Here is a 25,893-nt window from a genome sequence, read left to right as displayed (position 1 = left end):
CACGCCGGGCTGAATATTTCTTCCCAAGGCGCGTCCAATCCCGCTAAGGCAGCGCAATGGACGCGCATTTGACATTCAAGGCCACCGGACTGGTGATGGCGGGCGGCGCTTTGGGCGCTGCCTTGCGGTTTCAGGCCACGGTGCTGGCCCTTCGCCTGGGACATGGCAGCTTTCCGTTCGCGACATTGAGCGTCAACGTGATCGGCGGCCTGCTGATGGGCGTGCTTGCAGCACTGGTGCTGAAGGGTGATGCCACAGAGCCGGTCCGGCTGTTCGCCGGTGTCGGCGTGCTTGGCGGCTTCACGACCTTCTCTGCGTTTTCGCTGGAACTGTTCCAGATGATGGACCGCGGACAACTCGCGCTGGCGCTGGGCTATGCCCTGACCTCGGTGACGCTGTCGGTGGCCGCTTTGGCGCTGGGCTACACGCTGACGAGGGCGATGCCATGAAGCCCCCCGTCAGCAAGTCTCCGTCCAGCAAGTCCGCTGTGTCCCGTCCGCGTGGCCCCGCACGGGCGCGCCCTGCCGCAGTCGGCAGCGCCATCGCAAAGGGTTCGGCAGAGGCCCGGCAGTTCACGGTCGATGGCGATGATGACGGCATCCGGCTCGACCGCTGGTTCCATCGCCATCTGCCCGACGTCAACTTCAACCTGGTCTCGCGCTGGGCCCGGACCGGCCAGGTGCGCCTCGATGGCAAGCGCGTCGGCCCTGGCGACCGCATTGTCGCTGGCCAGACGATCCGCATTCCGCCTGCTGACGGCGATACTGAGCAACGCCCCGCAGCAAAGCCAGCGCCCAAGACGCTGACCGATGATCAGGTGGCCTATGCGCAGTCGATGGTGATCCACCGCGACCGGGCCGCGGTCGTGATCAACAAGCCGCCGGGCCTTGCCACGCAGGGCGGGACCCGCACCCACGCGCATGTCGATGGCCTGACCGAAGCGTTGATGTACGACAGCCCGGTGCGACCCAAGCTGGTCCATCGGCTGGACAAGGACACGTCGGGTGTGCTGCTGCTCGCGCGCACGCCGGGCAGCGCCGCCTATTTTTCGAAGAAGTTCGCCGGACGCAATGCCAAGAAGGTCTATTGGGCGCTGGTCGTGGGCGTGCCCGATATCTATTCGGGCCTGATCGAATTGCCGCTCGCCAAGCAGCCGGGCACCGGCGGCGAGAAGATGCATGTCGACGAGGAAAACGGCCAGCCTTCGCGGACCGCCTATCAGGTGATCGAGCGCGCCGGATCGCGCGCCGCGTGGGTCGCGCTGCAGCCGTTCACCGGACGCACCCATCAGTTGCGCGTGCACATGGCCGCGATCGGCCATCCGATTGTCGGCGACGGCAAATATGGCGGCCAGAATGCATTCCTCACCGGCACGATCAGCCGCAAGATGCACCTGCATGCGCGCCGCCTGCGCATTCCGCACCCTGATGGCCCGGCGCTGGATGTCACCGCCGAGCTGCCCGAGCATTTCGCCGATTCCATGGCCAATCTGGGCTTTGACATGACGCTGGGCGATGCCGTGTTTGCCGATGAAGGCCCGGCACCCGCCACCCGCGAGGTCAAGAAGCAGCAGGCAAAGGCGCATGCCAAGACCTTGCGCAAGGAGCGCAGGGGCGAGCGGCGCAGCCGGTCTTCCGCGCCCAAGCCCGCCGGCAAGGCCAAGCCAGCCAAACCTGGCAAGCCGACCACGCCGCGCGCCGCGCCCAAAAGGGGTCCCAAGCGTCCATGACGGTCAAACTTGCGATCTTCGACTGCGATGGCACTTTGGTCGACAGCCAGGCGAATATCTGTCGCGCGATGGAAATGGCCTTTGCAGCCGAAGGGCTGGGTCACCCCGACCACCACCACGTCCGCCGCATCGTCGGTCTGTCGCTGGTCGAGGCGATGCGGATGATGGTGCCGGATGCCGATGCGGCGCTGCACGAGACACTGGCCGATCACTACAAGAACGCCTTCCACGAACTGCGCGGCAACGGTTCGCTGCAGCATGAGCCCTTGTACGATGGTCTTGTTGTCCTGCTCGACCGGCTGGAAGGCGCTGGATGGCTGCTCGCGGTGGCGACCGGCAAGTCCGATCGCGGGCTGGACCTGTGCCTGACTCACCACGGCATCAAGCAGCGCTTCATCTCGCTGCAGACCGCGGATCGCCATCCTTCCAAGCCGCATCCGTCGATGATCTACCAGGCGCTGGCCGATGCCGGGGCGCTGGCAGAGCACGCGGTGATGATTGGCGACACTAGCTATGACATGGCGATGGGCGTTGCCGCCAGCGTGCGACCGATCGGCGTCGATTGGGGCTATCACGACGCGCATGAGCTGGAGACGGCAGGCGCGGCCTCTATAGCCTTCGATATGGATCAGCTGTTCGACCAGATCACCGGAGCCGACAGGTGAGCCCTGCCGATCAGCTGGCGCGCAAGCGGTTCTTCATCATCGGCGCTGTGCGCCTGGCAGGGGCAGTGACCATCGCTCTTGCGGTCGCGATTACCTACGGGCGTATCGATGGTGTTCCCGGCGAAGTGGGTTATGGTTTGCTGGCTCTGGGCGTGATCGAAATGGTCGTGCTGCCCCAGTTGCTGGTTGGCCGCTGGAAATCTCCGCCACCACAAGAGTGACGTCACTGACATGAAGCGATTCTACAAGACCGTTGCCACCCAAGCCGTGGCAGATGGCCATGCGCTGCTGCTGGATGGCCGTCCGGTGAAAACCCCGATGCGCCAGCCCCTGGTGTTGCCCACACACGCAATGGCTCTGGCGGTCGCGACCGAGTGGGAGCAGCAGGGCGCAGAGATCAACATCGCATCCATGCCGCATACCGGTTTTGCCAATGCCGCAATCGATCAGGTGCTGCCGCAGAAACAGCGGTTCGTCGACGAGATCGCAGCCTACGGCGAAAGCGATACCTTGTGCTATCGCGCCGATCCTGGCGACCCGCTGGCCGATCGCCAGGATCGAGAGTGGGAGCCTGTGTTGCAATGGGCGGAAAATCGCTTTGATATCAGGCTCGTTCGCGTCGCCGGTATCATCCATCAGCCGCAATCGACGCACAGCCTGTCTCGGCTGAAAGCGCCGGTTGCCAGCATGAACGCCTATGAATTGGCGGCATTCTCGACATTGACCAGTATCGGAGGGTCGCTTGTTTCCGCGCTGGCCCTGATCGAAAAGGCCTTTGATTCCGAGACGATTTGGCGGGCGATCTGTCTTGAAGAGCTGTGGCAGGAAGAGCTTTGGGGCGCCGACGGCGAGGCTCTGGCTACGCGCGCGCACCGCAGGGCGGCGTTTGACGCTGCCTATCACTTTTGCTGTAGTGCAGCAGGCTAACGCGGGAACGATCGCCCCATCCTGGCGTTTTTGAAACGTTGCTGTCGTTTCTCTTTGCGATCCAGCCACTCCGTTTCAACACCATGGGCAGCGCAGTGTCCGGCGCTTGTCCTCATCCAAACCAGGAGATCATCCCTCATGTTGAAATCTGCAATAACCGCACTGTTCGTTTCTACCGCCGCTCTCGCTGCCCCCGCAATGGCGCAGGATGCTGCCGCGCCCGCCGGCGCTCAGCCGACCGAGGCTACCCAGGCTCCTGCAGCGGCCTTGACGCCGGAACAGGTCGAAGCGCAGAACAAGGCGATTGCCGATTTCACCGCGGCCCAGCAGGCGCAGGCCGCTGGCAATCACGCCGAAGTGATCGCCAAGCTTGAGCCCGCGCTGCCCACCATCCGCGAGATCGTGGCGCGTGACGCGTCCAACGTGCAGAACGCGGGATTTCTGGCCAGCGCGCTGACCATCACCGCCAACTCGCAGGGCGCACTCGGCAAGATCGATGCGATCGCCCCGCTCTATGCCGAAGCCGCGCCGCAGTGGATGAAAGTGTATGAGGCCGACAAGGCGAACGCCGGTGTGCGCAACACGCTCGTCGCCATCCTGGTGAACCTGGGCAACTTCAGCCTGTCCAAGCAGGACAAGACCGCCGCCAAGCCGCATTTCGAGCAAGCCCTGGCAATCGCCAAGGAAGGCCGTGCAACCGACCCGGCTTCGGCGGATCTGGCCAACGCGGAATTCTCCAGCCTGATCGGCCTCAACCAGTCGACGGGTGAAGCCAGCTATCTCGAAGCTGCCAAGCCCGTGGGTGCCGAACTGCGCGAGAAGGGCATTGTCAGCGCGGCAAACCAGCCTGCCGTCGACGCGATCCTCGGCGCTGCATAAGCAAACCGTTCAAGATCACGAAGAAGGCCCCGTCGGAGCGATCCGGCGGGGCCTTTTCTTTGAAATTCGAAGGCGATCAGAAGCCTTCGTTCTTCTCGGCCTTTTCTGCAAGCAGCGGCGAGACGGCAAAGCCGTGCTTCTGCAGTCCCTCGACGATCTTGGCGGTGCCTTCCAGGCCTGCCCAGAACATCGGGCCGCCGCGATAGACCGGCCAGCCATAGCCATAGATCCACACGACATCGACGTCGGACGCGCGCTGCGCCATGCCTTCTTCCAGGATCATCGCGCCTTCATTGACCATGGTATACAAGGTACGCTCGATGATCTCCTGATCGGTGATCTCGCGGCGCGGCATGTTCGAACGCGAGCGGAAATCCTCGATGATCTCGGCCACGCGCGCGCTGGGCGTGGGATTGCGCTTTTCGTCATAGTCATAGAAGCCGGCACCCTTCTTCTGGCCCCAGCGATCCTCGGCGCACAGGGCGTCGCGGATGCTCTCGATGCGGGTCGGGTCGCGATGCCAGCCGATATCGACACCGGCGAGGTCGCTCATCTGGAACGGCCCCATCGGCATGCCGAATTCGACATGCACCCGGTCGATCTGCTCAGGGGTCGCGCCTTCCATCAGCAGCTTGTTGGCTTCGACCTGGCGCGGCATCAGCATGCGGTTGCCGATGAAGCCGTGGCAGACGCCGGCGACCACGGCGACCTTCTTGATCTTCTTCGACAGCGCCATCACGGTCGCAAGCACGTCGTCGGCGGTCTTTGCGCCGCGCACGACTTCCAGCAGCTTCATGACATTGGCGGGCGAGAAGAAGTGCATGCCCAGCACATCCTGCGGACGGCTGGTCGATGCCGCGATCTCGTCGACGTTGAGATAGCTGGTGTTGCTCGCCAGGATCGCGCCCGGCTTGGCGATGGTGTCGAGCTTGCCGAAGACTTCTTTCTTGACGTCCATGTTCTCGAAGATCGCTTCGATAATCAGGTCGCAATCGGCCAGATCGTCGAGCGTCAGCGACGGTGTCAGCAGGCCCATCGCCTTTTCGACCTGCTCGGCGGTGAGGCGACCCTTGGCGGCGCTGGCCTCGTAATTCTTGCGGATCACGCCGACGCCGCGGTTCAGCGCCTCTTCGGCCTGTTCGACGATGGTCACCGCGATGCCTGCCGACAGGAAGTTCATGGTGATGCCGCCGCCCATGGTGCCGGCGCCGATCACGCCGACCTTGGCGATGGGGCGCAGCGCGATATCGCTGGCGATGCCGTCAATCTTGCTCGCCTTGCGCTCGGCAAAGAAGATGTGCCGCTGCGCTGCGGACTGCGAACCGAACATGAGCTTCATGAATTCGGTGCGTTCAAAGTCGATGCCCTCGGCAAAGGGCAGGCGGGTGGCCGCCTCGACGCAGGCGATGTTGGCAGCAGGCGCATCGAAACCGCGGAACTTGCGGGCATTTTCCTTACGGAATGCTTCTATCGCCGCTGGATCGGCCGCAACGGCGCGCTCGCTGACGCGCGGAATGGGGCGTACAGCCTTGATCCTTTCGGCAAAGGCGAGGGCCGTCTCCAGCAGCTTGCCTTCGGCGGCCAGTTCATCAACCAGTCCCCAGCCTTGAGCGGTCGTTGCGGACACAGGGTCGCCCTTGCCGGTCATTTCCAGCGCCGCCTTGACCCCGACAACGCGCGGGAGGCGTTGCGTGCCGCCTGCGCCGGGCAGCAGGCCCAGCTTTACCTCAGGCACACCCAGCTTTGCCGAAGGCACGGCAACGCGGTAATGCGCGCACAGCGCCGTCTCGAGGCCGCCACCCAGCGCAGTGCCATGGATTGCGGCGACTACGGGCTTGTCCAGCAGTTCCAGGCGATTGATCAGTTCGGGCAGGAACGGTTCGACCGGCGGTTTGCCGAATTCGGTAATGTCTGCCCCAGCAAAGAAGGTCTGGCCTTCGCAGATCAGGACGACCGCCTTGACGCTGTCATCATCGGCAGCCTGCTTGACAGCGGCAGCCAGACCCTGGCGTACCGCTGCACCCAGCGCATTGACGGGCGGGCTGTCCGACGTGACGACAAGAATGTCGCCATGGATTGCGGTGGAAATGGGGGAATCGGTCATGGAAAGTTCCTCTGCTTATTCGACGGCGGCGTAGAGCATCGTCTTGATCTCGCGCCGGATGGGATAGGTGCTCGATGGCATCAACTGGGTCATGAAGATCATGATGATGTCTTCCGCCGGGTCGACGAAGAAGGCGGTCGAGAACATGCCGCCCCAGAAGAAATCGCCATTCGATCCGGGCACGGCGGTTGCGGCATTGTCGATCGTGGTCGCAAAGCCCAGGCCAAAGCCCGCCCCAGCGTTTTCTGCCTCGCTGAACAGCGCCTTGCTGTGCTGGGTCAGGTCGCCGCCGCCGGGAAGATGGTTCGACACCATCAGGTCCAGCGTCTTGCGGCCGAGGATCCGCGCGCCGTCCAGCGTGCCGCCGTTGAGCAGCATGCGGCAGAAACGGTGATAGTCGGCCAGCGTCGATGCCATGCCGCCGCCGCCGGAAAGCTGGCTGGGCGCACGGCCCCACGCGGTGGTGGCGCCAGGATCGTACAGCTTCATCTTCTGTTCGGGGTGGAAGACATAGCAATCGGGCACGCGATCCAGCTTTTCTTGCGGGATCTGAAAGTGCGTGTCGACCATGCCCAGCGGACGCGTGACGCGGTCGGCAATGACCTCGTCGAGCGGCTTGTTGTCCATCCGCTGCAGGATCGCCCCCAGAATGTCGGTCGAGATCGAATAGTTCCACGCGCTGCCCGGGTCGAACTGCAGCGGGATATCCGCGAGGATGCGGATGAACTCTTCCAGATCGGGTCCGGCAAAGGCCTCCAGCTTGCGCGCGCGATAGGCCGCATCGATCGGCGTGCGTTCCTGGAAGCCGTAGGTCAGCCCCGAGGTGTGCCGCAGCAGGTCGATCATCCGCATCGGCTGGCTGACCGGGCGGGTGACAAAGGGCTGCGCGCCGCCGCCCGAGATGAATACGCCCAGGTTCTTCCATTCCGGGATGATCCGGTGGACCGGATCGGACAGCGCGATGCGGCCTTCCTCGACCAGCTGCATGAACGCCACCGACGTGATCGGCTTGGTCATGCTCGCGATCCGGAAGATCGCATCCTCGGCCAGCGGCTGGCCCTCGCGCGCATCGCCCTGCAGCGAGAGGTGCGCAACTTCATGTCCACGCCCGACCAGCAGTGCGGCATGGGGAAGGCGACCCGTGTCCAGATATTTGGCACGGATATGCGCAGGGATGCGCGCCAGCAAATTCTGGTTGAAGCCAAGATCAGCCGGGTCAGACACAAGCATGCTCATCAAAACTCTTTCGTTGCTCCATGGGGGGAAAAATCATGTCGCGGTCTGGCCGAAGCGCTGCCGCGCATAGGGGTGCGAGCTGGTCAGCCCGCCATCGACGACCAACGCGTGGCCGTTGACATAGCTTGATCGGTCGGACGCCAGGAAGAGGGCCGCCTCGGCGATCTCGGTGGGGATGCCGCCGCGCTGCATCGGGTTCAATTGACCGATCTTGTCCTCGAAGCCCTTTTCGCGCGCCTTGGTGTAGATGAATTCGGTCATGCCGGTTTCGATCAGCCCGGGGCAGATCGCGTTGCAGCGTACGTTGCTGCCCGTGAGCTGTTGCGCCGCGATGCGCACCAGATTGATCACGCCGGCCTTGCTGGCGGTATAGGCGGGGCCGCCCGCGCCCGAGCGCAATCCTGCAACCGATGCGGTGCAGATGATCGATCCGCCATTGCCAGCCTCGGCGATCGCCTTGCCTGCGTGCTTGATCGCCAGGAACGGGCCGATCAGGTTGATCTGCAGGATGCGCTCCCACTCTTCCACCGTCTGATCGAAAATCCCGTCGAAGCCGCCGGAAATCCCGGCATTGGCGAAGAACACGTCGAGCTGACCGTGCAGCTCGATCGCCTTGGCGACCAGCATCTGGACGTCGGCCTCCTTGCTGGCATCCGCCTGGATCGCGGTGATCGCCTCCGGGTTCTGAGCCGCCGTGTCATCCTGCTTGCCGGTGATATCGGTCGCGATGACCTTGGCCCCGTGCTGCGCGAACAGCAGCGCACTGGCGCGGCCGATGCCGCTGCCCGCCCCGGTTACGATGGCAACCTTGCCTTGCAGATCCATGAACTCATCCCTCCATTTTGCAGCTGTCAGAGCGCTGCTGCGATTGTTGTGCCGCCGTCGATCACGATCGACTGGCCGGTGATATAGGTCGATGCGTCCGACGCCAGAAACACCGCTGCGCCAGCAATCTCGTCGGGCTGGCCGATGCGACGCAATGGGGTGATGCGGGCCACATAGCCCATCACCTTCTCGTCCTCCCACAGAGCGCGCGCCATGTCGGTCTGGATCAGCCCCGGCGCGATGCAGTTGACGCGGATATTGTCCGGCCCCAGCTCATAGGCGAGGTTGCGCGCCAGCTGGAAGTCGGCGGCCTTGGAAATATTGTAGACGCCGATGCTGCCCGATCCCTGCATGCCGCCGATCGACGAGATGATGACCACCGATCCCCGCGATTTCGCGCGCATGTCGGGTAATGCCGCCTGGATCAGCCAGTGGTTGGACAGAATGTTGTTGTCCATGATCTTGCGGAACTGATCGTCGCTGATCCCCGCCATCGGCCCGTAATAGGGGTTGCTGGCAGCGTTGCACACGACGACGTCGATCAGCCCGAGTTCGGCGCGGGTGCGCTCCACCAGCCGCTCCAGATCCTCCTTGCGCGAGATGCTGGCCGCGACCGCGATCGCGGTGCCCGCACCATATTGCGCGTTGAGTTCGGCCGCCACCGCATCGCACGCGTCCTGGTTGCGGCTCGAGATCGCGACCTTTGCGCCGTGCGCTGCGAACTTGCGAGCGATGGCGGCGCCGATGCCGCGCGATGACCCGGTGATCACCGCGACCCGTCCGGTCAGATCGAAACTCGACGAGCTCACTGAGCGCCAGCCTTTTTGGCATAGGTCCATGCGGCCTGGGCGAGCGGGATGACCCGCTCTGCCATCTGCGCGGCCTGCGCGCTCGACGCGGTGCCGTCGATCACGCGCTTCTTGATGCCCTGCAGGATCGCGGCGATCCGGAACTGGTTATAGGCGAGGTACCAGTCCATGTCGGGGACATGGTCGAGCCCGGCCTTCTCGACATAACGGGCGAGTGCTTCTTCCATCGTCGGAATGCCCAGAGCCTTGACGTCCACGTCGAGCAGGCCATTGCGGCCTTCGGCGGGCTGGACCCAGCTCATCAGGAAATAGCTGAGGTCGGCAATCGGATCGCCCAGTGTCGACAGCTCCCAGTCGAGCAGCGCCAGCACGCGCGGCTCATCCTTGTCGAAGATCATGTTGTCGATGCGGAAGTCGCCATGCGCGATGCCGAACCCGCGCTGTTCGGGCACGGTCTTTTCCAGCCACTCGATCAGCCGGTCCATTTCGGGGATCGTTTCGGTCTCGGACAGCCGGTACTGCTTGGTCCAGCGCGAAATCTGGCGCGCGCAATAATTGCCCGGCTTGCCATAGTCTTCCAGGCCGATCGCCGACGGATCGAAGCTGTGCAGATGTGCCAGCGTGTCGATCATCGCGTTGTAGATCGCGGTGCGCTGCTCGGGCGTCTTGCCGGGCAGGGTGCCGTCCCAATAGCTCGCGCCATCGGTGAAGCTCATCACATAGAACATCGATCCAATGACGCTGTCGTCCTCGCACAGTCCGAACTGGCGCGAGACAGGAAAGCCCTGATCGTAGAGCGCGGCCTGTACCTTGTATTCGCGGTCGACCGCGTGCGCGGACGGCAGCAGCGGACCGAAGGGCTTGCGGCGCAGCACATAGGCTGCACCCGGCGTGGTCACCTTGTAAGTCGGGTTCGACTGGCCACCCTTGAACTTGGAAAGCTCAAGCGGTCCGGCAAAACCTTCGACATTCGCTTCGAACCATGCCGTGAGCTTTGCCTCGTCGAGCCTGTCCTGCTCGGGCACTTCCATGGTGCCGGTCATCGTCGCTTGTGCGTCGATCTGTTCCATTGTGATGTATCCCCACCCGTTCAGTTGTAGACGATGACCGAGCGCGCGGAATCGCCGATCCGCAGCGCGTCGAAGGCATCGTTGATCCTCTCCAGCGGCATGCGTTCCGCGATGATGGTGTCGAGGTCAAGCATGCCGCGCATGTAGAACTCCACCAGCCGCGGGATTTCAACCGGAAAACGGTTGTTGCCCATCAGCGAGCCTTGCAGCTTCTTGCCCTGCAGCAGCTCCATCGCGCTCAGTTCGACCTTCTCGGCGAGCGGCATCATGCCCAGGATGGTTGCCGTCCCGCCGCGCCGCAGCACCTTGACCGCCATCGCGGCAGAAGCAGGGCGCCCCACCGCCTCGATCGCGTGATGGACACCGCCCCTGGTCAGCTCGATCACCTCTTCGGCCGCACCATCGGCGCTCGAATCGATGCAGTCGGTCGCGCCCAGCTTGTGCGCCAGCGCGCGCTTGTCGGCGACCGGATCGATCGCGATGATCCGGCCTGCACCGGCGATCTTGGCCGCGTTGACGGCAGCCAGCCCGACGCCGCCGCAACCGACGATCGCAACCGTCTCACCGGGCACGACATCGGCGGCATTGAAGATTGCGCCGGCCCCCGTGGTCACCGCACAGCCGATCACGCAGGCGCGGTCTAGCGGCATCTCCGGGTTGATGGCGACACAGGCATGCTCGTGGACCAGCATCATTTCGGCATACGCCGACAGGTTGAGCAGTTGGTTGACCGGCGCCCCGTCGAGGCTGAGCCGGGGCGGCTGGTGCGGACCACGCTTGGTGTCCTGGCCGATGCACAAGGCCATCCGCCCGGTGACGCAGAATTCGCAATGCCCGCAATAGGCGCTGAGGCAGGTGACGACCGCATCGCCGACCTTGACCGTCGCGACCCCGTCTCCCACGGCCTCGACGATGCCGGCGGCTTCATGTCCGGGAATGAAGGGCAGCGGGGCAGGGTAGCTGCCATCGACGAAATGCAGGTCCGACCGGCAGACCCCGGTGGCGACCGTGCGGATCAGCACCTCGCGCGGCCCGGGCTTGTCGATGGTGACATCGCGGATTTCCAGCGGCTTGCCGGGCTCGAAACAGACGGCAGCTTTCATGGGTCTCTCCTTGGGTCCTCTCTCTTTAAGGGGAGAGGATAGCGAGGCTTGGTCCGGCAAGGCCGGGCCTCAGCCGGATTTGAAGAGGGGCGGCGCTTTTGCGCTCGCGCCGCTGCCCCTCCTCAACTGCGCCTGGCGGGCAGGCCCGCCAGGCTCCGTGCCCTCTCCCCCTGCAGGGAGAGAGGACCATCGAGGTCAGCGCGCCACGCCCAGATCGCCCGAGCTCAGGCCGCCATCGGCATCGTTGACGCCATGCTTGCCCATTTCAAGGCGCGCGATGGTGCGGTTGTGAACCTCGTCCGGGCCATCGGCAAGCCGCAGCGTGCGCATGTGCGCATATGACTTGGCGAGGCCGAAGTCCTCGCTGACGCCAGCGCCGCCATGCGCCTGGATGGCATCGTCGATCACCTTGAGCGCGATGCGCGGTGCGGCCACCTTGATCATCGCGATCTCGGCCTTGGCGTACTTGTTGCCGACCTTGTCCATCATGTCCGCAGCCTTGAGGCACAGCAGGCGGGTCATCTCGATATCGATGCGCGCTTCGGCAATGCGCTGTTCCCAGATGCTGTGCTCCGAAATCCGCTTGCCGAACGCGATGCGAGTCTGCAGGCGGCGGACCATCTTGGCCAGCGCTTCCTCGGCCACGCCCATCGTGCGCATGCAATGGTGGATACGGCCCGGTCCAAGACGGCCCTGGGCGATCTCGAAGCCGCGGCCTTCGCCGAGCAGCATGTTGCTCGCCGGAATGCGGACGTCCTTGAGTTCAATTTCCATATGGCCGTGCGGCGCATCGTCATAGCCGAACACCGGCAGATGGCGCAGGATGTTCACGCCGGGCGCATCGAGCGGCATCAGCACCATCGACTGCTGGGCATGGCGCTTGGCGTCGAAATCGGTCTTGCCCATCACGATGGCGACCTTGCAGCGCGGATCGCCGGCACCCGACGACCACCACTTGCGGCCGTTGATGACATATTCATCGCCTTCGCGGCGGATCGAGGTTTCGATGTTGGTCGCATCGGACGAAGCGACCTGCGGTTCGGTCATCAGAAACGCCGAACGGATGTCGCCGTTCATCAGCGGCAACAGCCACTGGTCCTTGTGGGCGCGCGTGCCATAGCGGTGCAGCACTTCCATGTTGCCGGTGTCGGGTGCAGAGCAGTTGAAGACCTCGCTCGCCATTTCGACACGGCCCATTTCCTCGGCGCATAGGGCGTATTCCAGGTTGGTGAGCCCTGGGCCTTCGAACTCGAAGCTGTCGTCGACATGCGGCAGGTTGGGGTTCGACGGCGGCATGAACAGGTTCCAGATGCCGGCCGCCTTGGCCTTGGCCTTTTCCTCCTCGATCACCGGCAGCACCTTCCAGCGCGAACCTTCGGCCTGCTGGGCATAATAGTCCTTGAGGCGCGGACGGACGTTGCTCTCGATGAAGGCGCGCACACGGTCGCGCCAATAGGTCTGGCGCTCGGTAAGATCAAAATCCATGGGTCATGTTTCCTTTCATGAAAGTCTAGCGTTGGGCGATCTGAGCCAGTCGCGCCTCGTGATCGGCGCGGCCCAGCGGAAAGCGGGTGAACAACCAGCTGCACAGGCAGCCGATGATGGTGGTGGTGATCGCAAAGGTGATCGCCAAACGGTCGATCACGGTCTGGGAGACTTCGCCGGGCTGCGCATTCTCTGGAAAGCCCGCCGCCGCCAGGATCAGCGCGGATGCCAGGATGCCGAGGCCGCCCACGCATTTCTGCATGAAGAAGAAGCCCGCAAAGAAGATGCCTTCGGTCCGCTTGCCGCTCTCGGCTTCGCTGGCATCGGTGACATCGGCAATCATCGAGCTGATCATCATCATCGAGCAGATGCCGAAGGTGATCGACAGCGCGATCAGCGACAGCACGAGCACGGTGGTCATGGCGCTGCCCTTGTCCGGGAACAGGCCAGCGAGATTGAGCCAGTAGGGCAATGTCGCAAAGGTCAGCGATAGCAGCGATGCAATCGCGGCGGTGCGGGGCTTTTCCAGACGGCGCGAGGCAGGACCGACGATGAAGAAGGCAATGGCCACGCCGACAAACAGCACGAACGGATAGATGTTGAAGGCGCTCTGCTCGAACTGCCAGACGTAGAGCATCAGATAGTTGTTGAGCGCGAAGAACAGTCCCTGGTTGGCAAAGGCGCAGATGCCGGCGGCCAGCAACAGCTGGAAGGGGCGGAAGCGCAGCGCTGCGGCAAAGTCCGCCAGTCCGTGGCTGACCGCCTTGGGGCCCTCGGTATTGGGCTTGGCCAGCAGCCGGTGCGTCCCCAGCGCCGAGGTGACGACGGCGACCAGCATGATCGCCGAGCCTACCAGGGCATAGCGGTGATAGCCGTTGGGGTTGAGCACACCGTTGTCATAACCGGGCTCGGGGACTAGCAGCAGGGCATAGGCCGCATAGAGCATCACCAGCCCGCCGAGCCAGCCGAACAGGAAGCGATAGCGCAGCACCTCGGTCCGCTCGTCATAGTCGCGCGTCATTTCCGGCAGCATGGCCAGAGCGGGCACTTCATAGGCGGAGAACGAGAAGCGGACCGCCATGGCGACCGCGATCAGATAGAAGAACAGCGCGCCGTCGCTCCATTCGGGCGGATTCCACAGCAACAGCCAGGACAGCGCGATGGGGAGCGCCGCGCCATAGAGCCACGGATGGCGGCGGCCCCAGCGGCTGCGGGTGGCATCGGACCGATGGCCGACGAGCGGATCGAAAAAGGCGTCAGCGATCAGCGCGATCAGCACCGCAAAGCCTACCTGCTCTGCGGGCATGCCCACCACCTGGTTGAAGTAGATCAGCAGGAAGACGGCAAAACCGTTGTCCTTGATGCCATAGGCGACCGATCCGAAGCCATAAGCAAGCTTGGTCCCCAGCGATACCTTGCGGGCCGGGATCTGCGGGGTCAGGTCGGCAAGATCGGTCATGCGTAACGCGGGCACCTTCCGCAGGTCAGCGAGATCGCCACGCGCATCTGCGCCTGCGATGGCATGGCCTGTTGGGCCCGCTGCATTGATTCTCTCCTGCTTGTTCTTTTCGCCGCCACCATATGGCAGCTGCCGTAAACGTCAACTGCCGTGACGATGACGTTACGGCATACAGGCACGGATTCAACAGGCTTGCAGCCGCCTTGCGTCCACCATAGACTGGCACGCGACAGGCGGTTTTGGTTGCAGGAAAAGCTTCCCGGCCAGGCGCCGCCTTTGGGACACAAGCGCAGAGAGGATGACGATGAGCGATCTCGATCAGTTCAGGATGGAAGCACGCGCATGGCTGGAGGAGAACTGCCCGGCCGAGATGCGCGAGCCGGTGCGTGGCGAGGATGACGTCTGCTGGGGCGGACGCAACTGGTCGTTCAAGAACGAGGCGCAGAAGCTCTGGCTCGAGCGTTGCGTCGCCAAGGGCTATACCGTGCCCGACTGGCCGCAGGCCTATGGCGGCGCGGGCCTGACGGCAGCGCAGACCAAGGTGCTGCGTCAGGAAATGGCGCGCATCAATGCCCGCCCGCCGCTGTCGAGCTTCGGCATCTGGATGCTTGGCCCCGCACTGCTGCACTTCGGCACCAAAGAGCAGAAGGTGCATTATCTTGGCCAGATTGCCCGCGGTGAAATCCGCTGGTGTCAGGGCTATTCGGAGCCCGGTTCGGGTTCGGACCTCGTCAGCTTGCAGACCTTCGGCGAAGACAAGGGCGACCATTGGGTGGTCAACGGCCAGAAAATCTGGACCAGCTATGCCGACAAGTGCGACTGGATTTTCTGCCTGGTCCGCACCGACAAGACGAACAAGTACCAGGGCATCTCGTTCCTGCTGTTCGACATGGAAACGCCCGGCGTTTCGACAAAGCCGATCAAGCTGATCAGCGGCAACTCGCCCTTCTGCGAAACCTTCTTCGACAACGTCGTGGTGCCCAAGCACCAGATCGTCGGCGAACTCAACCGCGGCTGGGATGTCGCCAAGTACCTGCTGGGCCATGAGCGCGAGATGATCTCGGGCGGCGGTCTGGGCGATGGCGCACCGTCGCTGGGCGCGCAGATGCTGACCTCGATCGGCGCCAATGGCCTGGGCCAGCTCGATGATGGCATCCTGCGCGCAGAACTGGCGCAGTTCGATGTCGATGCGCTGGCGTTCAAGGCGATGGCCGAGCGCTTCACCGACGAGATGAAGTCGGGCAAGGGCCATCCCGCGCAGCCCAACATGATGAAATACGCCGGGACCGAGCTCAACAAGCGTCGCCATGAGCTGGTGATGGCCGGCAATGGCTCCGACGCGCTCGAATGGGAGAGCGAAGCGTCCAAGGGCGGTGCCAAGGCCCGCAACTGGCTGCGCACCAAGGCAAACAGCATCGAGGGCGGCACCAGCGAGGTGATGCTCAACGTGATCGCCAAGCGCATTCTCGACCTTCCGGGGGCGTGATTGCCCGAAGCCCTCTCCCCTTGAGGGGAGAGGGTTGGGAGAGGGGCCGCCTTCTCCGTTTTCCAATCCATTCAAGGGTCGGGCGAGGCTTTATTCCCCTCTCCCCGACCCTCTCCCCCGAAGGGGAGAGGGAGACTTCAAATGCCGATGTACCTCAACGACGACCAAGCGATGCTGCGCGACAGCGCGCGCGAATTCCTCAAATCCGAAGCCCCGGTCAGCCATCTGCGCAAGCTGCGCGACGACAATTGCAAGGACGGCTTCCGCCATGCTTTGTGGAAGCAGTTCGGCGAAATGGGCTTTACCGGCATCCTGATCGGTGAAGACGATGGCGGGCTGGGACTCGGCCATGTCGAAGCCGGCGTCGTGCTCGAAGAGATCGGCCGCAACCTGTCGCCTTCACCGTTCCTCACCACCGCGATCGCGGGTGTGTCTGCACTCAACCATGGTGGACAGCACCTGAAGGACAAGTTTTTCCCAGGTATTCTGGCGGGCGAAACCGTGCTCGCGCTGGCGATCGATGAAGGCGCCAAGCACCGGCCCACGCACATCGCGATGCGGGCCGAGCGTTCGGGCAACGGCTTCAAGCTGACCGGGCAGAAGCAGTTCGTGATCCAGGGTGCCAGCGCCGACGCGCTGATCGTCGCTGCGCGCACCGCGGGCGCACCGGGCGAAACCGATGGCCTCACGCTGTTTGCGGTCGATAAGGACGCGGCCAACATGTCGCTCGACAACACCCGCCTGCTCGACAGCTCGATGGCGGCGCATGTCACCTTCGACGGGGTTGAGGTCGATGGCGACGCGGTCATCGGCGAAGTCGACAACGGCTGGCAGGTGCTGTCCGCTCTGCTGCGCGCAGGCCGCGCAGGCTCTGCCGCCGAGCTGGTTGGCGTCGGTGCCGGCGCAATGGACATGACCGTCGATTACCTCAAGCAGCGCAAGCAGTTCGGCCGCCTGATCGGCGAGTTCCAGGCGCTGCAGCACCGTTCCGCACATCTCTACAGCGAGATGGAAATCGCCCGTGCCGCCGTGCTCAAGGCGCAGCAGCTGCTCGACGAAGGCAAGGACAGCGCCGAGATCTATGTGTCGGTCGCCAAGGCCAAGGCCGGTCGCACCACCAACCTGACGGTGCGCGAAGGCGTGCAGATGCATGGCGGCATCGGCATGACCGACGAATATGACATCGGCTTCTACATGAAGCGCGACCGTGCCCTTAACGAGTTCATGGGCGATGCCAACTTCCACGCTGGCCGCGTCGCCGAGATTTTCGGCTATTGATGAGCCTCTCCCCTCCCGCAGGCGGGAGGGGCAGGTCCAGCCTGCTGGACCGGGGTGGGCCTGAAATCGGCAACAGCTCAGACCCACCCCGGCTTCGGCTGCGGCACAGCCACCCCTCCCGCAGGCGGGAGGGAAGAGACACAAGGAAAGCGGCAATGGCACTCGATCCCGAAATTTTCGACGCGCTGCTGGAAGGCGTCCGCCGGTTCGTGACCGAACGGCTGCGCCCGCTCGAGGCGCAGGTGTCCGAAACCGACGAGATTCCCGAAGACCTCGTGCAGGACATGCGCGAGCTCGGGCTGTTCGGGCTGTCGATCAGCGAGGAGTTTGGCGGGCTCGGCCTCAACATGGAGGAGGAGGTCCGTATCGCGTTCGAACTGGGGCGCACATCGCCCGCGATGCGATCGACCTTCGGCACCAATGTCGGCATCGGCAGCCAAGGCTTGGTGATGGACGGCAATGACGCGCAGAAGGCCAAGTATCTTCCGCTGATCGCGAGCGGGGAGATCATCACTTCGTTCGCCTTGACCGAACCCGATGTCGGATCGGACAGCGGCGCGGTGAAGACTCGGGCCGAGCTCGACGGCGACGCCTATGTGCTCAACGGCTCGAAGCGCTACATCACCAATGCCGACAAGGCCGATCTGTTCACCGTGATGGCACGCACCGGCGGTCCCGGTCCCAAGGGTGTCAGCGCGTTTCTGGTCCCGCGCGATCTGCCCGGCCTGTCGGTAGGCAAGCCCGAACGCAAGATGGGCCAGCAGGGCGCGCATGTCTGCGACGTCATTTTCGACAATGTCCGCGTGCCTGCCGAGAACCGGCTGGGCGCGGAAGGCGACGGCTTCAAGGTCGCGATGCGCGTGCTCGACCGTGGGCGTCTACACATCTCGGCGGTGTGCGTGGGCGCTGCCGAGCGGTTGATCGCGGACAGCATCGCCTATGCCAAGGAACGCCAGCAGTTCGGCAAGCCGATCGCCGAGTTCCAGCTGATCCAGGCGATGATCGCCGACTCGGTCGCCGAGTGCAAGGCCGCCAAGGCGCTGGTCCTGCAGACCGCCAGGGCCAAGGATCTTGGGCAACGGATCACCGAGGACTGCGCCTGTGCCAAGCTGATCGCGTCGGAAATGGTGGGCCGTGTCGCCGACCGCGCGGTGCAGATCTTTGGCGGCGCGGGTTACATCGCCGACTATGGCATCGAACGCTTCTACCGCGATGTCCGCCTGTTCCGCATCTATGAGGGGACCAGCGAGATTCAGCGCACGATCATTGCAAGGGAAGCCTTGCGCAACGAAGGATGAATATGATGAGCATCGAACAGCTGTTTTCGGTTCAGGGCAAGGTGGCCCTGGTCACCGGCGGATCGCGCGGCATCGGCAAGATGATTGCACAGGGTCTGATCGCCGGGGGCGCCAAGGTCTACATCTCCGCGCGAAAGGCCGATGCCTGCGACGCCACCGCCGCCGAGCTTGGTCCCAATTGCATCTCGCTGCCTGCCGACGTCTCGAGCGTCGAAGGTGCGCGCCAGCTGGCAGCCCGGCTTGCAGAGCATGAGCAGCGGCTCGACATTCTGGTCAACAACGCCGGTGCCGCCTGGGGCGCCGAGTTCGAGGATTTCCCGGAAATCGGCTGGGACAAGGTGATGGACCTCAACGTGAAGTCGCCCTTCTTCCTCACCCAGTCGTTGCACGGGCTGCTGAAAGCTGGCGCATCCGCCGAAACCCCGGCCAAGGTGATCAACATTTCCTCGGTCGACGGCATGCGCGTCAATCCGTGGGAGACCTACAGCTATCAGGCAAGCAAGGCCGCGCTGATCCAGCTGACCAAGCGGATGGCCGTGCGTCTGCTGCGCGACCACATCTATGTCACTGGCATTGGCCCGGGCGCATTCCCGTCGGACATGAACAAGGCCGCGCGCGATTATGGTGACATGGTTGCCAATTCGATCCCCAACAAGCGGGTCGGCGACTGGCAGGATATCTCGGGCGCGGTGATCTTCCTCGCCAGCCGGGCAGGGGATTATGTCATCGGCACGACCATTCCGGTCGATGGCGGGATCGTCAACGCGTCGGTGCCCAGCGGCGGCTACGACCCCGAGGGCCATTGATCGAGCTCACGCACACGTAAAATCTGCGGCGCGCGCTCTGGCAGTGCGCGCCGCTTTGCTGCACACTCCGCGGCGACAATCATGGAGGGGTAGCAATGGCGTTCCGCAATCTGGCTTTGGCATTCTCCCTCGCAGCCGTGGGCGTTGCCACAACCTTAGCCGTCAGCCCCTCGGCCGAGGCGCAGAGCCGCAAACCTTCGACCTCGCTGGGCGGATCAATGAAGGGCCTGCTGGGCAACGCATCCGACAGCGCGCTCGACCAATTGTCGCAGCCCGGAGCCTTCTATGCCGATCAGGCGGTGCGCATCCTGCTTCCGGGGCCTCTGCAAAAGGCCAGCAAGCTGATGAAGCTGACCGACAAGGCCGGATTGACCAACAACCTCACAAGGTCGCTCAACGACGCGGCGGGCCTTGCTGCGCAGGAAGCCAAGCCGGTGTTCCGCTCGGCGATCGACTTGATGACGCTGACCGATGGCGTGAACATTGTCGCGGGCGGCGATACCGCTGGCACGCAATATCTGCGGCGCACCTCGGGCGAGGTGCTGCGGCAGAAAATGCGCCCGCTGGTGAGCAATGCGCTCGGCCGCACCGGTGCTTTCAAGCATCTGGATGCTTTGGGCTCGGGCACGGGATCGAGGGGCGGTACCGGCAGCATGCTGGGGGCGCTGGCGGGGATCGATCTCAGCCGCGACGGCCTGATCGACAGCGTCACCGACCAGGCGATGTCGGGGATTTTCACCTATATCGGGCGGGAGGAAACCAATTTCCGCAAGAACCCGCTCAAGTCGGGCAAGAAGCTGCTCGACCGGGTGATGTAAGCCCGATCAGCCTTCCGAAGGGTTCATCAGATCGCGGACATAGTCGATCAGCCCGGTCTGTCGGGCGCGGCGCATCCGTTCGGAATTGAGAATCTGCTGCACCTTGGCGAAGCAGTTTTCGACATTGTCGTTGATCACCACGAAATCATAGCCGTCCCAGTGGCTGATCTCGTCCTGCGCCCGTGCCATGCGCCCGGCGATCACCTCTTCGCTGTCGGTGTTGCGGCTGCGCAGGCGGCGGTGCAATTCGTCGAGCGAAGGTGGCAGGATGAACACGCGCACGACGTCGCCTTCGGCGCGCTGGTACAACTGCTGCGTGCCCTGCCAGTCTATGTCGAACAGGAAGTCCTGCCCCTCGCGCAGCCCCTGCTTCACCTGGGCCTTGGGCGTGCCGTAATAATGGCCGAAGACCTTGGCCCATTCCATCATCTCGTGCGCTTCCACCAGACGGTGAAATTCGGCTTCGTCGATGAAATGATAATGGACACCGTCGATCTCGCCGGGACGCGGCGGGCGCGTGGTGACCGATACCGACAGGCTGATCTGCTCGTCCGCCTCCAGCAGCATCCGCGCGATGGTCGATTTGCCCGCGCCCGAAGGCGATGACAGGATGAACAACAGGCCGCGACGGGCGAGAGGAGGCTGAGAAACAGAATCGATCATGGCGGCTCTTGGCCAAAGCCGCCTGCAAAGGTCAACCAGTTTGTTCGGGTAGCCCGCGCCGCGTCAGGCTTTGGGCGGCGTGGTCTTCGCCTTGCGCTGGTCGTAGATCGCCTTGGCGAGCAAGGCCCCGCCGACAAGCAGCGCGCCGGGGACCGAACGCGTGGCGATGCGCGCAGCGATCGCACCCATCACCGTGCCGCCAAACACGGTCGCAGCAACCTGGCTGCGCGCCTTTGCGCCGATCATGTTGCGGACCAGTTCGTCATTTGCTGCGGTCGTGATCAGCCGGCCCGCACCGGTCAAAGCGGTGCGCGACCAGTGCGCCTGGGTCACCACTGGAGATGCACCACCCGGCGCTGCGTTGGCGGCAGGGACGGGCGCAGGCGCAGCAGGTGCCGCCGGAGGTGTATCGCTGGGATGGGTCATGGTGTTTCCATAGCTGAATTGGGCTCGTAGCTCAAACGCCCTTGGTGCCTGCGCGTTCCGGACCGATCAGCGCCCCGTCATGTCACCGGCACGAACATGCGTGTCGAACGTTGCATCGTCGACCAGGCCCAGTGCGAGCCCCGCCTGTTTCAAGGTGAGCCCGTGTTCGTGCGCGTGCTTGGCAATCTTGGCCGCATTGTCATAGCCTATGACCGGGGCGAGTGCGGTTACCAGCATCAGCGACCGTTCGACCAGTTCGGCAATCCGGCCTTCGTTCGCCTGCAGCCCCTCGACACACCGCTCGGCAAAGCCGGCCATGCCGATCGCCAGCAGCTCGACCGAGCGCAGCACGTTGGCACCGATCAGCGGTTTGAAAACGTTGAGCTCGAGATGTCCCTGCATGCCGCCGATGGTCACCGCCTGATGATTGCCCATCACCTGGGCTGCGACCATGGTCAGCATCTCGCACTGGGTGGGGTTGACCTTGCCCGGCATGATCGAGCTTCCCGGTTCGTTGGCCGGCAGATCGAGTTCGCCCAGCCCCGAGCGCGGCCCCGATCCGAGCAAGCGGATGTCATTGGCGATCTTGGTAAGCGCCACCGCCAGCGTATTGAGGGTTCCCGACACATGCACCAGCGGGTCATTGCTCGCCAGCGCCTCGAAGGCATTCTCGGCGGGGTGGAACGGATGGCCGGTAATCTCGGCAATGGCCGCGCACATATCGGACGCGAAACCCTGTGGGGCGTTGAGCCCGGTGCCGACCGCTGTCCCGCCGATCGCCAGCCGATAGGTGCCAGCAACGATGCCAGGTTCGATCCGGCGTCCGCAGCGGTACAGCTGGTTGGCATAGCCGGAGAATTCCTGGCCCAAAGTCAGCGGTGTCGCATCCTGCAGATGCGTGCGGCCGATCTTGACGATATCCGCCCAGGCATCGACCTTGGCTGCCAGCGCCGCGGTCAGCTGGTCGAGCGCGGGGCGTAGCGTGTTCTGCACGGCCATGCTGACCGCGATGTGAATCGCGGTGGGAAAGGCATCGTTGGAAGACTGGCCCTGGTTGACATGATCATTGGGGTGGACCGGAGCCTTGCCGCCGCGCTTACCAGTGAGCAGCTCGTTCGCCCGGCCCGCGATCACCTCGTTGACGTTCATGTTGGTCTGCGTGCCGCTGCCCGTCTGCCAGATCGTCAGCGGGAACTGATCGTCATGCTGGCCTGCAGCGACCTCGGCCGCCGCAAGTTCGACGGCATCGGCGACGCCTGTGTCGAGCCCATGGGTGCGGTTGACCCGGGCCGCGGCCTGCTTGACCACCGCCAGCGCATGGATGATCCCGATCGGCATGCGTTCGTGCGCCGGAAACGGGAAATTCTGGATGCTGCGCTGGGTCTGCGCACCCCAATAGGCGCTGGCCGGAACAGCGATCGCACCCAGCGAATCGCTTTCCATGCGGCTTGAATCATCGGTCACTGGCAATCGTCCGTCAGGGGCGGCGCGATAAGCGTTACTTGCGCTTGCCGAAGTCCACGCTCACCACGTTGGAACCGTCGCCATCGCCGCCGGGGTGGTCATTTTCTGCTGCCTCATGCGGCTCGGGAGGAGGCGTATCACCCGCCACCTGGAACTGCAGGCCGAAATCGACCGCCGGGTCGACAAATGCGGTGATCGCGCTGAACGGAATGAACAGGTGCGCCGGAACGCGGTTGAAGCTCAGCCCCACCGAAAAACCGGTTTTCTCGACCTTGAGATCCCAGAACTTCTGCTGAAGCACGATGGTCATCTCGTCGGGAAAGCGTTCCACCAGATGACGCGGAATATCCACGCCGGGCGAACGGGTCTTGAAGGTAATGTAGAAATGGTGGCTGCCGGGCAGGCCGTTGGTCTCGACTTCGCCGAGCACACGGCCGACGACCGCGCGCAAGGCTTCCTGGACGATCTCGTCGTAGGGAATCAGGCTGTCGGGTGCATCGTCGCTCATGTCTATTTTGTTGGACTGTCAAACGCGCAGGGTCAAGGCGCTAATGCCACGCAACTGCCCGCCTCGCATCCCGGCGGCAAAAATGTTGCGCGCCGTGGCAAGGTGATTATAGGGCGCATCATGCGCACCGCCCGGATAGAACGCAAGACCCATGAAACCGACATTTTCGTCGAGGTGAATCTCGATGGAACGGGGCAATTCGATGTCTCGACCGGCATCGGATTTCTCGATCACATGGTCGAGCAGTTCTCGCGCCATTCGCTGATCGATCTGACCTGCCGGATCAAGGGCGACCTCCATGTCGACCAGCACCACACGACCGAGGATTGCGCGCTCGCCATTGGCCAGGCGATCGTCCAGGCGCTGGGCGACAAGGGCGGTATCGTCCGCTACGGCCATGCCTATTCGCCGATGGACGAGACCCTGAGCCGCGTGGCTGTCGATATTTCGGGGCGGCCCTATCTGGTGTGGAAGGCTGCCTTCAGCCAGCCACGGTTGGGCGAGATGGATACCGAACTGTTCGAGCACTGGTTCCATTCGATCGCGCAGACCGCCGGGCTGACGCTGCACATCGAACTGCTCTACGGCGCCAACAACCACCATATCTGCGAGAGCATCTACAAGGGCTTTGCCCGTGCGATGCGGCTGGCCGTCGAGATCGACCCGCGCAAGCAGGGCGCCATTCCGTCGACCAAGGGTGTGCTGGGTGGCTGAGCGGACCGCGCTGATCGATTATGGCGCAGGCAATCTTCACAGCGTCCACAATGCATTGAAGGCCGCCGGTGCGGGCGACATTGCCGTGACCGATGACCCGGCAGTCGTCCGTGCCGCAGATCGCATCGTTCTGCCCGGCGTCGGTGCCTTTGCTGCCTGCATGGGCGGGCTGAGCGCAATTCCGGGCATGATCGATGCGCTGGAGGCGCGCGTGCTGGGCGACAAGGTGCCGTTCCTGGGCATCTGCGTCGGCATGCAACTGCTCGCCGAGCGCGGGCTTGAGCACGGTACGCATCGGGGTCTTGGCTGGATCGCCGGCGAGGTGGGTGCGATGGATCCGGCGCCTGCGATCAAGATACCGCATATGGGCTGGAACGATGTCGTACCGACCGTCGGCGCACCTTTGATCGAGGCAGGCGAGGCGTATTTCCTGCACAGCTATCATTTCGTGGCCGCCGATGCTGCCGATGTCGCTGCCGTGACCGATCATGGCGCGCCCGTCACCGCTGCCGTTTCGCGCGGCAATATCCTGGGCGTGCAGTTCCACCCGGAAAAGAGCCAGGCCTATGGGCTCGGCCTGCTCCGCCGCTTCCTCGACTGGACCGTTTCATGAGCATCATTGTCTTCCCTGCGATCGACCTCAAGGGTGGCCAGGTCGTCCGCCTGGCCGAAGGCGACATGGACCGCGCCACCGTCTATGGTGACGACCCGGCAGCGCAGGCGGTGCTGTTTGCCGAAGCCGGCGCGCAGCATCTGCATGTTGTCGACCTCGATGGCGCGTTTGCCGGCGAGGCTGTCAACCGCACCGCGGTCGAATCGATCATCCAGAGCTTCCCGGGCTATCTGCAGCTGGGCGGCGGAATCCGCACCCGCGCAGCGGTCGAAGGCTGGTTCGATCTGGGCGTTGCCCGCGTGGTCATCGGCACCGCTGCGCTGACCGACCCCGAATTCGTGCGCGACATGGCCAAGGCCTTTGAAGGCGGCATCGTTGTCGCGGTGGATGCGCGCGATGGCATGGTCGCGACCCATGGCTGGGCCGATGTCTCCGACGTGCCGGTCGCCGACATGGCGCGCCGATTCGAGGACGCTGGTGTCGCCAGCCTGCTGTTCACCGATGTCGGACGCGACGGCCTGCTCAAGGGCTGCAATGTCGACGCGACCGTGGCTTTGGCCCGGACCACCGACATTCCGGTGATCGCGAGCGGCGGCGTGAAGGGTCTCGACGACATTCACCTGCTCAGCCTGCATGCCGATGACGGTATCGAGGGCGTGATCACGGGCCGCGCGCTGTATGACGGACGGCTCGACCTGGCCACCGCGATTGCCATGGCTTCGCGCGGATGAGCGTCCGCGTCCGCGTCATTCCCTGTCTCGATGTCGCCAATGGCCGCGTGGTCAAGGGCGTGAACTTCGTCGACTTGCGCGATGCGGGCGATCCGGTCGAACAGGCCCGCGCCTATGATGCGGCGGGCGCGGATGAACTGTGCTTTCTCGATATCTCGGCGAGCCACGAGGCGCGCGGAACGATCATTGATGTGGTTCGCCGGACTGCTGAAGTGTGCTTCATGCCGGTCACCGTCGGGGGCGGCGTCCGCAGCGCCGAGGACGCGCGCGCATTGCTGCTGGCAGGGGCCGACAAGGTTGCGATCAACAGCGCCGCCGTTGCGCGGCCAGAGGTAGTGGGCGACATCGCCGAGCGCTTCGGCAGCCAGTGCGTGGTCGCATCGATCGATGCGCGCAGGCGCGCTGATGGCGAAGGCTGGGAAATCTTCACCCATGGCGGACGCAAGGCCACCGGGATCGATGCGATCGAGCACGCACTCAACCTGACCAGGCTGGGCGCAGGCGAACTGCTGGTGACGTCGATGGATCGCGACGGCACGCGCGATGGCTATGATCTGGAGCTGATCCGCACCATTGCCGATCAGGTCGATATCCCGGTGGTCGCCAGCGGCGGGGTCGGTCATATCGGGCATCTGGTCGAAGGCGTGACGCAGGGTCATGCCAGCGCCGTGCTGGCAGCCTCGATCTTCCATTTCGGCGAGGCCAGCATCGCCGATGCGCACCGCGCGCTTGCCGCTGCCGGGTTGCCTGCGCGATCACACTGATTTTACATGACTTGCGGCAGTCCGATTGTCGGA

Annotated in this window: 27 protein-coding genes; 15 read left to right on the top strand and 12 right to left on the bottom strand. The window is 63.9% G+C overall.

Translation table 11 applies throughout. The features are described from left to right. Positions 1-56: 56 nt before the first annotated feature. The 6 genes from crcB to LI72_RS04775 all read left to right on the top strand — a co-directional run bounded on the left by crcB (position 57) and on the right by LI72_RS04775 (position 4,200). Complete coding sequence (gene crcB, locus LI72_RS04800; RefSeq protein ID WP_033924700.1) at positions 57-449, top strand: fluoride efflux transporter CrcB; 393 nt, start codon at positions 57-59, stop codon at positions 447-449. Next, a complete protein-coding gene (locus LI72_RS04795) occupies positions 446-1,729 on the top strand; it encodes an RluA family pseudouridine synthase (RefSeq protein ID WP_033924699.1) in 1,284 nt (427 codons plus the stop codon). Before crcB ends, LI72_RS04795 begins: the two co-directional genes overlap by 4 nt. Continuing rightward, on the top strand, positions 1,726-2,394 hold the full coding sequence (locus LI72_RS04790; protein WP_033924698.1) for an HAD-IA family hydrolase: 669 nt from the start codon (positions 1,726-1,728) through the stop codon (positions 2,392-2,394). The genes LI72_RS04795 and LI72_RS04790 overlap by 4 nt, the downstream gene beginning before the upstream one ends. Beyond that, the gene (locus LI72_RS04785) at positions 2,391-2,615 is read left to right on the top strand and encodes a hypothetical protein (protein ID WP_033924697.1); all 225 of its coding nucleotides are present in this window, start codon (positions 2,391-2,393) and stop codon (positions 2,613-2,615) included. The genes LI72_RS04790 and LI72_RS04785 overlap by 4 nt, the downstream gene beginning before the upstream one ends. Positions 2,616-2,625: 10 nt before the next feature. Continuing rightward, positions 2,626-3,321 (top strand): ATP12 family chaperone protein, encoded by a 696-nt coding sequence (locus LI72_RS04780; protein WP_033924696.1) that lies wholly within the window; start codon positions 2,626-2,628, stop codon positions 3,319-3,321. Positions 3,322-3,459: 138 nt separating this feature from the next. Then, positions 3,460-4,200: a hypothetical protein gene (locus LI72_RS04775; protein WP_033924695.1), complete on the top strand. Its 741-nt coding sequence runs from the start codon at positions 3,460-3,462 to the stop codon at positions 4,198-4,200. A 76-nt stretch (positions 4,201-4,276) separates the two neighbouring features. On the opposite strand, the gene LI72_RS04770 is transcribed toward LI72_RS04775, so the two are convergent. From LI72_RS04770 to LI72_RS04735, 8 genes are all read right to left on the bottom strand, one after another. Further along, positions 4,277-6,304, bottom strand: coding sequence for a 3-hydroxyacyl-CoA dehydrogenase NAD-binding domain-containing protein (locus LI72_RS04770; protein ID WP_033924694.1), 2,028 nt, complete (start codon positions 6,302-6,304; stop codon positions 4,277-4,279). 15 nt (positions 6,305-6,319) lie between these two features. Further along, entirely contained in the window at positions 6,320-7,540 is a 1,221-nt protein-coding gene (locus tag LI72_RS04765) for a serine hydrolase domain-containing protein (RefSeq protein ID WP_197051822.1), read from the bottom strand. 33 nt (positions 7,541-7,573) lie between these two features. After that, complete coding sequence (locus tag LI72_RS04760) at positions 7,574-8,365, bottom strand: SDR family NAD(P)-dependent oxidoreductase (protein ID WP_033924693.1); 792 nt, start codon at positions 8,363-8,365, stop codon at positions 7,574-7,576. Between the two features lie 26 nt (positions 8,366-8,391). After that, the gene (locus LI72_RS04755) at positions 8,392-9,204 is read right to left on the bottom strand and encodes an SDR family NAD(P)-dependent oxidoreductase (RefSeq protein ID WP_052129507.1); all 813 of its coding nucleotides are present in this window, start codon (positions 9,202-9,204) and stop codon (positions 8,392-8,394) included. Then, positions 9,171-10,244 carry a phosphotransferase family protein gene (locus LI72_RS04750; protein WP_033924691.1) on the bottom strand — a complete coding sequence of 358 codons (1,074 nt, stop codon included), beginning with the start codon at positions 10,242-10,244 and terminating at the stop codon, positions 9,171-9,173. Before LI72_RS04750 ends, LI72_RS04755 begins: the two co-directional genes overlap by 34 nt. A 20-nt stretch (positions 10,245-10,264) precedes the next feature. Then, complete coding sequence (locus tag LI72_RS04745; protein WP_033924690.1) at positions 10,265-11,347, bottom strand: Zn-dependent alcohol dehydrogenase; 1,083 nt, start codon at positions 11,345-11,347, stop codon at positions 10,265-10,267. A gap of 195 nt (positions 11,348-11,542) precedes the next feature. Continuing rightward, the gene (locus LI72_RS04740) at positions 11,543-12,832 is read right to left on the bottom strand and encodes an acyl-CoA dehydrogenase family protein (protein ID WP_033924689.1); all 1,290 of its coding nucleotides are present in this window, start codon (positions 12,830-12,832) and stop codon (positions 11,543-11,545) included. 25 nt (positions 12,833-12,857) lie between these two features. Next, positions 12,858-14,291, bottom strand: coding sequence for an MFS transporter (locus LI72_RS04735; protein ID WP_052129506.1), 1,434 nt, complete (start codon positions 14,289-14,291; stop codon positions 12,858-12,860). A gap of 304 nt (positions 14,292-14,595) precedes the next feature. On the opposite strand from LI72_RS04735, the gene LI72_RS04730 reads away from it, so the two are divergent. From LI72_RS04730 to LI72_RS18925, 5 genes are all read left to right on the top strand, one after another. After that, positions 14,596-15,777: an acyl-CoA dehydrogenase family protein gene (locus LI72_RS04730; RefSeq protein ID WP_033925298.1), complete on the top strand. Its 1,182-nt coding sequence runs from the start codon at positions 14,596-14,598 to the stop codon at positions 15,775-15,777. A 141-nt stretch (positions 15,778-15,918) separates the two neighbouring features. Continuing rightward, positions 15,919-17,055: an acyl-CoA dehydrogenase family protein gene (locus tag LI72_RS04725; RefSeq protein WP_033924688.1), complete on the top strand. Its 1,137-nt coding sequence runs from the start codon at positions 15,919-15,921 to the stop codon at positions 17,053-17,055. Positions 17,056-17,210: 155 nt separating this feature from the next. After that, entirely contained in the window at positions 17,211-18,353 is a 1,143-nt protein-coding gene (locus LI72_RS04720; RefSeq protein WP_033924687.1) for an acyl-CoA dehydrogenase family protein, read from the top strand. Positions 18,354-18,358: 5 nt separating this feature from the next. Continuing rightward, the gene (locus LI72_RS04715; RefSeq protein WP_033925297.1) at positions 18,359-19,159 is read left to right on the top strand and encodes an SDR family oxidoreductase; all 801 of its coding nucleotides are present in this window, start codon (positions 18,359-18,361) and stop codon (positions 19,157-19,159) included. Between the two features lie 95 nt (positions 19,160-19,254). Further along, positions 19,255-19,977: a DUF4197 domain-containing protein gene (locus LI72_RS18925; protein WP_052129505.1), complete on the top strand. Its 723-nt coding sequence runs from the start codon at positions 19,255-19,257 to the stop codon at positions 19,975-19,977. Positions 19,978-19,983: 6 nt separating this feature from the next. On the opposite strand, the gene gmk is transcribed toward LI72_RS18925, so the two are convergent. The 4 genes from gmk to LI72_RS04690 form a co-directional block, all read right to left on the bottom strand. Beyond that, positions 19,984-20,640 (bottom strand): guanylate kinase, encoded by a 657-nt coding sequence (gene gmk / locus LI72_RS04705; RefSeq protein ID WP_033924686.1) that lies wholly within the window; start codon positions 20,638-20,640, stop codon positions 19,984-19,986. A gap of 63 nt (positions 20,641-20,703) precedes the next feature. Continuing rightward, entirely contained in the window at positions 20,704-21,066 is a 363-nt protein-coding gene (locus LI72_RS04700) for a hypothetical protein (RefSeq protein WP_033924685.1), read from the bottom strand. Positions 21,067-21,132: 66 nt separating this feature from the next. Further along, positions 21,133-22,509, bottom strand: a complete 1,377-nt coding sequence (gene fumC / locus LI72_RS04695) for a class II fumarate hydratase (RefSeq protein ID WP_033924684.1) — start codon at positions 22,507-22,509, stop codon at positions 21,133-21,135. A 55-nt stretch (positions 22,510-22,564) separates the two neighbouring features. Next, entirely contained in the window at positions 22,565-23,038 is a 474-nt protein-coding gene (locus tag LI72_RS04690; RefSeq protein ID WP_033924683.1) for an SspB family protein, read from the bottom strand. 120 nt (positions 23,039-23,158) lie between these two features. On the opposite strand from LI72_RS04690, the gene hisB reads away from it, so the two are divergent. The 4 genes from hisB to hisF are packed head-to-tail and all read left to right on the top strand — an operon-like array spanning position 23,159 to position 25,860. Beyond that, positions 23,159-23,752: an imidazoleglycerol-phosphate dehydratase HisB gene (hisB, locus tag LI72_RS04685; RefSeq protein ID WP_033924682.1), complete on the top strand. Its 594-nt coding sequence runs from the start codon at positions 23,159-23,161 to the stop codon at positions 23,750-23,752. Beyond that, positions 23,745-24,365: an imidazole glycerol phosphate synthase subunit HisH gene (gene hisH, locus LI72_RS04680; protein WP_033924681.1), complete on the top strand. Its 621-nt coding sequence runs from the start codon at positions 23,745-23,747 to the stop codon at positions 24,363-24,365. Before hisB ends, hisH begins: the two co-directional genes overlap by 8 nt. After that, positions 24,362-25,096, top strand: coding sequence for a 1-(5-phosphoribosyl)-5-[(5-phosphoribosylamino)methylideneamino]imidazole-4-carboxamide isomerase (gene hisA, locus LI72_RS04675; RefSeq protein ID WP_033924680.1), 735 nt, complete (start codon positions 24,362-24,364; stop codon positions 25,094-25,096). Before hisH ends, hisA begins: the two co-directional genes overlap by 4 nt. Further along, positions 25,093-25,860 carry an imidazole glycerol phosphate synthase subunit HisF gene (gene hisF / locus LI72_RS04670; RefSeq protein WP_033924679.1) on the top strand — a complete coding sequence of 256 codons (768 nt, stop codon included), beginning with the start codon at positions 25,093-25,095 and terminating at the stop codon, positions 25,858-25,860. The genes hisA and hisF overlap by 4 nt, the downstream gene beginning before the upstream one ends. Positions 25,861-25,893 lie beyond the last annotated feature (33 nt).

This window comes from Sphingomonas sp. 35-24ZXX (assembly GCF_000786215.1).
Lineage (GTDB): Bacteria > Pseudomonadota > Alphaproteobacteria > Sphingomonadales > Sphingomonadaceae > Blastomonas.
Note: the sequence above shows the minus strand (reverse complement) of the source record. Positions and strands in the feature narration are given on the sequence as shown.

Bases quoted from the DNA above. Each gene is read 5' to 3' on its own strand.
- LI72_RS04725 (WP_033924688.1), top strand. From the start codon at position 15,919: ATGCCGATGTACCTCAACGACGACCAAGCGATGCTGCGCGACAGCGCG.
- LI72_RS04700 (WP_033924685.1), bottom strand. From the start codon at position 21,066: ATGACCCATCCCAGCGATACACCTCCGGCGGCACCTGCTGCGCCTGCG.
- hisB (WP_033924682.1), top strand. From the start codon at position 23,159: ATGCGCACCGCCCGGATAGAACGCAAGACCCATGAAACCGACATTTTC.
- LI72_RS04760 (WP_033924693.1), bottom strand. From the start codon at position 8,365: ATGGATCTGCAAGGCAAGGTTGCCATCGTAACCGGGGCGGGCAGCGGC.
- LI72_RS04720 (WP_033924687.1), top strand. From the start codon at position 17,211: ATGGCACTCGATCCCGAAATTTTCGACGCGCTGCTGGAAGGCGTCCGC.
- LI72_RS04795 (WP_033924699.1), top strand. From the start codon at position 446: ATGAAGCCCCCCGTCAGCAAGTCTCCGTCCAGCAAGTCCGCTGTGTCC.
- hisF (WP_033924679.1), top strand. From the start codon at position 25,093: ATGAGCGTCCGCGTCCGCGTCATTCCCTGTCTCGATGTCGCCAATGGC.
- LI72_RS04750 (WP_033924691.1), bottom strand. From the start codon at position 10,244: ATGGAACAGATCGACGCACAAGCGACGATGACCGGCACCATGGAAGTG.
- LI72_RS04735 (WP_052129506.1), bottom strand. From the start codon at position 14,291: ATGACCGATCTTGCCGACCTGACCCCGCAGATCCCGGCCCGCAAGGTA.
- LI72_RS04740 (WP_033924689.1), bottom strand. From the start codon at position 12,832: ATGGATTTTGATCTTACCGAGCGCCAGACCTATTGGCGCGACCGTGTG.
- hisA (WP_033924680.1), top strand. From the start codon at position 24,362: ATGAGCATCATTGTCTTCCCTGCGATCGACCTCAAGGGTGGCCAGGTC.
- crcB (WP_033924700.1), top strand. From the start codon at position 57: ATGGACGCGCATTTGACATTCAAGGCCACCGGACTGGTGATGGCGGGC.
- LI72_RS04730 (WP_033925298.1), top strand. From the start codon at position 14,596: ATGAGCGATCTCGATCAGTTCAGGATGGAAGCACGCGCATGGCTGGAG.
- fumC (WP_033924684.1), bottom strand. From the start codon at position 22,509: ATGGAAAGCGATTCGCTGGGTGCGATCGCTGTTCCGGCCAGCGCCTAT.
- LI72_RS04755 (WP_052129507.1), bottom strand. From the start codon at position 9,204: ATGGACCTATGCCAAAAAGGCTGGCGCTCAGTGAGCTCGTCGAGTTTC.
- gmk (WP_033924686.1), bottom strand. From the start codon at position 20,640: ATGATCGATTCTGTTTCTCAGCCTCCTCTCGCCCGTCGCGGCCTGTTG.
- LI72_RS04715 (WP_033925297.1), top strand. From the start codon at position 18,359: ATGAGCATCGAACAGCTGTTTTCGGTTCAGGGCAAGGTGGCCCTGGTC.
- LI72_RS04745 (WP_033924690.1), bottom strand. From the start codon at position 11,347: ATGAAAGCTGCCGTCTGTTTCGAGCCCGGCAAGCCGCTGGAAATCCGC.
- LI72_RS04780 (WP_033924696.1), top strand. From the start codon at position 2,626: ATGAAGCGATTCTACAAGACCGTTGCCACCCAAGCCGTGGCAGATGGC.
- LI72_RS04765 (WP_197051822.1), bottom strand. From the start codon at position 7,540: ATGAGCATGCTTGTGTCTGACCCGGCTGATCTTGGCTTCAACCAGAAT.
- LI72_RS04770 (WP_033924694.1), bottom strand. From the start codon at position 6,304: ATGACCGATTCCCCCATTTCCACCGCAATCCATGGCGACATTCTTGTC.
- LI72_RS18925 (WP_052129505.1), top strand. From the start codon at position 19,255: ATGGCGTTCCGCAATCTGGCTTTGGCATTCTCCCTCGCAGCCGTGGGC.
- LI72_RS04775 (WP_033924695.1), top strand. From the start codon at position 3,460: ATGTTGAAATCTGCAATAACCGCACTGTTCGTTTCTACCGCCGCTCTC.
- LI72_RS04790 (WP_033924698.1), top strand. From the start codon at position 1,726: ATGACGGTCAAACTTGCGATCTTCGACTGCGATGGCACTTTGGTCGAC.
- LI72_RS04690 (WP_033924683.1), bottom strand. From the start codon at position 23,038: ATGAGCGACGATGCACCCGACAGCCTGATTCCCTACGACGAGATCGTC.